Below are 6624 nucleotides of genomic sequence, written 5' to 3' on the forward strand. Positions count from 1 at the left end.
TTTCGAAAGGCTAATTTTTGCGCCGTCGATAACACCTATTTTTAACTTAGGAATATGCGTTAGCATATTTCGTGCACCAGGGTAAAAAGCAGTGCACCCTCCCCTGTTTGTAGGCATGATTAAACCAGAGGCGCGGCTCCATATACTCTACGACATATCCAAAGAGCTTATCTCTTCTTTTCCTCTAGACAACGTCCTGAAGGCTGCGATGAACGCCCTCGCCGAGCATCTGCGATTGCGCGATGGCGGAATCGTGATTCACGGCTCCGGAGGAGAGCCCTGGATAAACGTACGGGCTCCCATTGGGCACGACGTTCGCTCACGTTCTCTTACGATTGAACAGGCGGACACAATAAATCGTGTCATCGCTAGCGGGGAAAAGCACTTTGGGAAAAATTCTGTCGTTCTCCCCGTTAAAGTGAACCGGAAAGCAATCGGCGCATTATGGATAGATTTCGCTCAGCAAAGCGGAGCTCAGGACGAAAGCCTTCTGGCAATGATTGCCGTCCTGATCGGCTTAGCCTGCCAGCGCTATCGCGAATTGTGCAGCGATGGCTGCTCAGTCGCCGAGGAACAACAAGCAGGACAGATTCCCAAAATCAAGCCGAAGTCTCATCCCACCCAAGTCGATAAAATCGACTGGATCGTAGGGGAGAGCCTCGCGCTCAAGAGGGTATTAGCTACCACCAAGATCGTGGCCGCGACGAACTCCGCGGTGCTCTTGAGAGGAGAGAGCGGCACTGGCAAGGAATGCTTTGCAAGAGCAATACACGCGTTATCGATACGGAAAAGCAAGGCGTTTATTAAGTTGAATTGCGCCGCGCTGTCGGAGACCGTTCTGGAATCCGAATTGTTTGGCCATGAGAAGGGCGCTTTCACCGGCGCTCTCCTTCAACGAGCTGGACGTTTCGAACTGGCCAATGGCGGAACGCTGTTGCTTGATGAAATTGGCGATGTATCGCCACAATTCCAGGCAAAGTTATTGCGCGTGTTACAGGAAGGCGAATTCGAACGTCTCGGCGGAACGAAGACATTGAAAGTAGACGTTCGAGTCATATGCGCCACCAACAAAAACCTTGAAGTGGCCGTCCTTCGAGGTGAGTTCAGAGCCGACCTCTATTACCGGATCAATGTGGTGCCCATCATTTTGCCGCCACTTCGGCAGCGCGACGGTGACATTTCGCTTCTAGCGCAAGTGTTCCTCGAGCAATTCAACAAGGCAAATGATCGAAATTTCGACTTCGCGCCGTCGGCAATAGGCATTATGTCGAAATGCGCCTTCCCCGGCAATGTTCGCGAGCTGGACAACTGCGTACAAAGGACCGCTACTCTCGCCAGTTCAAATACGATCGCTTCATCAGATTTTGCCTGTCAGCAAGGCCAGTGTTCTTCGGCGCTCCTCTGGAAAGACGGCCGCGACGGCATTGACAACGACGCGGTGCATAGTCTCAACCCGCGAGATACAATGTCGAGCGGACTGGGGCTCTACGCAGGTACCCCCAGCGGTGCCACAGCCACAATGGAGGCACCGGGTCTCACTGAGCGTGATCGACTGATCAATGCAATGGTGAAGGCTGGTTGGGTGCAGGCCAAAGCAGCTCGTATCCTGGGTAAAACGCCGCGGCAGGTCGGCTATGCGCTACGCCGGTTTCGTATCGATGTGAAGAAGGAGTGACCGCGATCGCCAAGAGCTCCGTAAGCGTGGCACAACGACTTCGGGGGCGAGCTATTTTCATTTCTACAAGACATCTCCGGCAGCAAGCGGGGAAACGGGCGGTAAGGCGACATAAGAGCTGAAACAATAATATCTCATCGCTCGAAATCTCTCTTGCTTTTGGAGATCTAACCTTTCCTCACCAGTGGAACAGTGCAATGTCGGAACCGGAGATAAAGGTCGGGAAGACCAGCAGTGCCCTCTTCGACCGGGCGCCGATGGCTCCCTCTATGCCCGGCGGCCGCGCATCTTCGTCCCATGGCCTTTCGGTGACGGATGACATAGATGCGCGGATCTGGGAGAGAATCAAAGACCATCCCTGCTTTTCAGAGCAAGCCCACCACTATTTCGCTCGCATGCATGTCGCGGTCGCGCCAGCCTGTAACATCCAGTGCAACTACTGCAATCGCAAATATGATTGCACCAACGAAAGCCGTCCCGGGGTCGCATCAGTAAAGCTAACTCCCGACCAGGCACTACGCAAGGTGCTTGCCGTCGCCAGCAAAGTGCCGGAGCTTTCCGTAATCGGCGTTGCCGGACCGGGCGACGCTTGTTACGACTGGAGGAAAACAGTCGCGACGTTTGAAGGAGTTGCGAGAGAAATACCTGACATGAAACTATGCATCTCCACCAATGGATTGGCGCTTCCGGATCATGTCGATGAGCTAGCTGACATGAATATCGATCACGTGACGATCACTATCAACATGGTGGATCCGGAGATAGGGGCGAAGATCTATCCATGGATAATTCACGGACATCGTCGATACACTGGCATAGCAGCTGCCGGGATCCTTCACGAGCGCCAAATGTTGGGTTTGGAATTGCTGACCAAGCGCGGCATCCTCACCAAAATCAATTCGGTTATGATTCCAGGCGTCAATGACACGCACCTCGTCGAAGTTAACCGATGGATCAGAGACCGCGGCGCATTCATGCACAATGTGGTGCCCCTGATTTCCAAGCCTTCGCATGGTACTTATTACGGTCTTACGGGTCAACGTTGCCCGGAGCCGTTCGAACTGAAGGCACTTCAAGACTGTCTCGATGGCAACATTAAGCTTATGCGCCACTGCCAACAATGCCGGGCCGACTCCATCGGTTTGCTGGGCGATGATCGTGAGCGAGAGTTTGCCCTCGACCAGATCTCCACCAAAGTTGAATTCGACACCAGCAAGCGCGAGGCCTATCGCAAGCTGGTCCAGCATGAGCGAGGGGATCAACTGGCAGCAAAATTGGACGCGAACAAAGCAGTCAAGTCACTGGGTTCTTCGGGAACCCTTGCAGTTGCCGTGGCGACTAAAGGTGGCGGCCGGATCAACGAACATTTCGGTCAGGCAAGGGAACTCCAAGTGTATGCAGTCTCACTAAAGGGGATCACCTTGGTGGGACACCGCAAGGTCGAGCAGTATTGCCTCGGTGGTATAGGCGAGAAGGCCACTCTCGATCACACCATCGTTGCACTCGACGGCATCGACATTCTGCTTTCTTCCAAAATCGGCGATTGCCCAAAAAAGCGGTTGGCAGAAACTGGCGTGCGAGCCAGTGACGCATTTTCCTATGATTACATCGAGACTGCGATTGGCGCGCTATACGCCGCCGAGTTTGGCGGCAAACCGGCAATGCCGACGGCTTTAGGCCCCTCTAATTGAATCAGGAGCTAAAACATGGCCTTCAAGATCATTGTATCCCAATGCACCCAGTGCGGCGCTTGCGAATTTGAATGTCCCTCAGATGCGATCAGTTTCAAAGGTGAGGGATATGTTGTGGATCCAAAAAAATGTACCGAGTGCAGGGGTGAGTTTGACACGCAACAATGCGCTTCGGTGTGTCCGATGCCGAAGACCTGCGTCCCTGCCTGATCGCCACCGGACTAAAGCGCAAAGACAGAGCCACGCCGGAGATATCGGCCTGCGCATATGTAGCACTAAAATAGCAGGCTTTGATAGCGCTCGACTTCCGGAGCTCCAAAGCCGCCGCAGCGAGAAGGGACATGCATGAGAGTGACAATCAGCAGAACTGACGTCGGCTTATCGGTCTATATTCACAAGAAAGACCTTGAGGAACCGATCATTTCGGTTGAGCACAAAAACCTATGGGGCGGCTTAATTTTGCTGAAAAATGGATGGCGGATAGCCCTCCCCGACCTATCGCAGAACAGGCGCCTGCCCGTTACTGTCGACGCGAGGAGGCTATCCAGTTAGCATGTGCGCAGGTTGATAGATGAGCGTCGATGCGAAGGGCAAGCGGGCATACAACCCAAATAGAGGGCATGGAGTTCCCGATCCCTTGAAGGCGGCCATCGGCAAGAGGCCGCCAGTAAATCAGCAGGAATCCGATATGATGCAATTCAACGAAACAACGCTCAAGGACCCCGTGGTCCCCATCCTTAGCGATATTGGCGGAGCTGTCAGCGTGCCGCTGGTGCGGATCGGAGATGCTCACGGGCTATACAGCTGAAGGCAGTCGGGCCGGTGAAGGCCGACGAACTTGCCGATGCCTCGGATGCGCACTCGTTATGTGCGGGAGTGGCTGGCGGCACGGGCCGCCTCAGGCTGTGTGCACCAGGAGCGAGGATTGTTCTCGCTGGCACCCGAGCGGGCCCACGTGTTCGCCGAGCCGGGCAGCCCGGTCAACCTGATTGGCGCGTTCGATACGGCTGCCGCGATGGTCGAGAACCAACTGCAAGCCGCCTTCAAAACGACCGGGGGTTGCCTGGGGCGACCAAACTCGCTGCATGTTCTGCGCCGTCGCGCGGCTGTTCCGCCCTGGTTACGTCGATGCCCTCGTCCTGGAGTGGCTGCCGGGGCTCGATGGTGTGATCGACAAGCGGAAAACCGGTGCCACGGTTGCCGACGGAGAAAACATCAATCCGGTTGAGGGGCTTTACTACTCAGCCTCGACGATGATCTGCGTTCCGACCTCCATCGCACAAGAGACAGGGCTCGCGCTTGGTGCGCAAGCGGGAGAGAAGCGACGACGGACATGCGACCAGCAAAATGCCAGAGATACGGTGTTCTTGGCAGCCAACGGGCGATAGCCGCTATAGCCGTCTACCTGAAGAATGCCGACGAAACCGTCGAGATGGGCCATCGGACGCTCGGCTTTGCGATCCGGCGCGTAGACATAGACGACGCCGGGCGGATCGGTTCCCTGCCAAGGCCTGTCATCGCGGGCATACGCCCAGAGCTGGCCGGTCTTGGTCCTGCCCCGTCCCGGATCGAGCACGGGTGCTGTCGTTTCGTCGGCGAAGAGCTTGGATGATGTCTTCAAAAGGTCGAGCAACCTTTGATGAACAGGTCGCAGATGCCAGGCGGCGCGGCCGACCCAATCCGCGAGTGTCGATCGGTCGAGATCGATCCCTTGCCGCTTGTAGATTTGCGCTTGACGATAGAGCGGCAGGTGATCGGCATACTTGGAGACCAGGACCTGGGCGACGGTTGCTTCGGTCGGAATACCGCCTTCGATCAGCCGGGAGGGAGCCGGAGCCTGAACCACGACATCCTCACAGGCCCGGCAGGCATACTTCGGGCGGCGCACGACCAGCACACGGAACTGGGCCGGAACGATACGTCTTCGCCAATCCGATGCAGATCATGGCGACACCCTGGGCAGGCGTGATCATCGATATCGACGACCATCTCAATGCGTGGCAGGTGAGCTGGCAATGAACCCCGGTTCGTCCGCCGTTTGGCAACACGTGCCCGGCGTTCAGCGACCGACGCCTCTTCCTTCGCTTCGAGACCATCCGCTTCGACCTGCTCGGCCTCTTCCAAGCCCAAAAGTAGCTGATCTTCGGGAAGCGTTTCGGCTCGGCGACCGAACCGGTGGCGCTGCAATTCCTTGATGATCTGCCGCAAGCGGGCATTCTCCGCCTCGCGCGAAAGCACCATCGCTTTCAGCTCGTTCAGGTCATCCGGAAGCTCGTCCGCCCTTGTCGTCATGGGACAAGAACAGCATATCTTGCCTCGCAAAACGAGCTATTGGATGCGGCTGATTCAATTGGTCGCGGCCGCTATCCGGCCTCAACGGGGGTGCGCGTTTCGATTGGCGCATGCACGCGTTTCCAATCGAGTCCCTCGAACAAAGCCGAGAATTGCGCGGCCGTCAGATGCATCGCGCCGTCCTGCATTCGGGGCCAATGGAACTCGCCATCCTCAAGCCGCTTGGCGACCAGGCATACGCCACTGCCATCCCAGAATATCAGTTTGATGCGGTCGGTTCGCTTGGCCCGGAACACATAGATTGTGCCGGAGAACGGATCGGCACCCATCTCGGCCTTCACCAATGCGGCCAATCCCTCTGCGCCTTTGCGGAAGTCGACGGGCTTGGTGGCGATCATGACTTTCACCGCACCAGACGGGCCAATCACGACGATGCCTTCATGGCTTGGATGACCGCTGCGATGGTCGCGCTGTCCGTGCCAGATGCGATCCTGAGTATCGCACCGTCAATCTCCAGCTCGATGGCGACTGCTAGCGGCGTGCTCCTAGCCATCGTCTTTCGCCGTCTCAAAGGCATCTCTGCAGGCTGATCCATCACCGCTGGCACGAACATCGGCGTTGACGTCTGCTCCGATGGGCTCCGCGACTGCCGCCGCCAGGTGAACAACTGACCGGGCGACAAACCGTGCCGCCGCGCAACAGCGCTGACCGACATCTCGCCGCTATGACTTTCGGCAACAATCTGAAGCTTCTCCTCGTCGCTCCATTCGCGGCGGCGACCTGATCCAGTGAAAACCTCAAACCGCTGCACCATCTCATCGGCCTTGGTGCTACGCGTAGTGAGCGTCCGGCGAACGCATTTTCGCGCGCTCGATCGGCCGATTCTATGGGACGCGCTTCACCTCATCGACCATGACACGCTCGATCATCTCGGGATCGCATTGTTCATCGACGAGGAATTGGCGG

At 56.7% G+C, this 6624-nt stretch carries 6 protein-coding genes and 3 pseudogenes; 6 read left to right on the forward strand and 3 right to left on the reverse strand.

The genetic code is table 11. The annotated features are described in order from the left end of the window. The first annotated feature begins 115 nt into the window (after positions 1-115). From nifA to GR197_RS23525, 5 genes and pseudogenes are all read left to right on the forward strand, one after another. On the forward strand, positions 116-1675 hold the full coding sequence (gene nifA / locus GR197_RS23505; RefSeq protein ID WP_011654232.1) for a nif-specific transcriptional activator NifA: 1560 nt from the start codon (positions 116-118) through the stop codon (positions 1673-1675). Between the two features lie 197 nt (positions 1676-1872). Then, complete coding sequence (gene nifB / locus GR197_RS23510) at positions 1873-3366, forward strand: nitrogenase cofactor biosynthesis protein NifB (protein WP_131711126.1); 1494 nt, start codon at positions 1873-1875, stop codon at positions 3364-3366. A gap of 15 nt (positions 3367-3381) precedes the next feature. Continuing rightward, positions 3382-3576, forward strand: coding sequence for a 4Fe-4S binding protein (locus GR197_RS23515; RefSeq protein ID WP_003551816.1), 195 nt, complete (start codon positions 3382-3384; stop codon positions 3574-3576). Positions 3577-3711: 135 nt separating this feature from the next. Further along, entirely contained in the window at positions 3712-3918 is a 207-nt protein-coding gene (gene nifT, locus GR197_RS23520; RefSeq protein ID WP_020048095.1) for a putative nitrogen fixation protein NifT, read from the forward strand. Positions 3919-4054: 136 nt separating this feature from the next. Continuing rightward, positions 4055-4691: pseudogene (locus tag GR197_RS23525) on the forward strand (hypothetical protein); the annotation flags it as partial. Here GR197_RS23525 and tnpC read toward each other — a convergent pair. The 3 genes and pseudogenes from tnpC to tnpA form a co-directional block, all read right to left on the reverse strand. Next, positions 4649-5658 (reverse strand): annotated as a pseudogene (gene tnpC / locus GR197_RS23530) (IS66 family transposase); the annotation flags it as partial. The pseudogenes GR197_RS23525 and tnpC overlap by 43 nt on opposite strands. Before the next feature lie 71 nt (positions 5659-5729). Then, on the reverse strand, positions 5730-6086 hold the full coding sequence (gene tnpB / locus GR197_RS23535) for an IS66 family insertion sequence element accessory protein TnpB (protein ID WP_131664062.1): 357 nt from the start codon (positions 6084-6086) through the stop codon (positions 5730-5732). Next, positions 6083-6472: an IS66-like element accessory protein TnpA gene (gene tnpA, locus GR197_RS23540; protein WP_131604720.1), complete on the reverse strand. Its 390-nt coding sequence runs from the start codon at positions 6470-6472 to the stop codon at positions 6083-6085. The genes tnpB and tnpA overlap by 4 nt, the downstream gene beginning before the upstream one ends. A 22-nt stretch (positions 6473-6494) precedes the next feature. Here tnpA and GR197_RS32485 point away from each other — a divergent pair. After that, positions 6495-6624: pseudogene (locus tag GR197_RS32485) on the forward strand (IS5/IS1182 family transposase); the annotation flags it as partial.

The sequence above is a fragment of the Rhizobium phaseoli genome (assembly GCF_010668805.1).
Taxonomy (GTDB): Bacteria; Pseudomonadota; Alphaproteobacteria; order Rhizobiales; family Rhizobiaceae; genus Rhizobium; species Rhizobium phaseoli_A.

Bases quoted from the DNA above. Each gene is read 5' to 3' on its own strand.
- GR197_RS23515 (WP_003551816.1), top strand. From the start codon at position 3,382: ATGGCCTTCAAGATCATTGTATCCCAATGCACCCAGTGCGGCGCTTGC.
- nifT (WP_020048095.1), top strand. From the start codon at position 3,712: ATGAGAGTGACAATCAGCAGAACTGACGTCGGCTTATCGGTCTATATT.
- nifA (WP_011654232.1), top strand. From the start codon at position 116: ATGATTAAACCAGAGGCGCGGCTCCATATACTCTACGACATATCCAAA.
- tnpA (WP_131604720.1), bottom strand. From the start codon at position 6,472: ATGGTGCAGCGGTTTGAGGTTTTCACTGGATCAGGTCGCCGCCGCGAA.
- nifB (WP_131711126.1), top strand. From the start codon at position 1,873: ATGTCGGAACCGGAGATAAAGGTCGGGAAGACCAGCAGTGCCCTCTTC.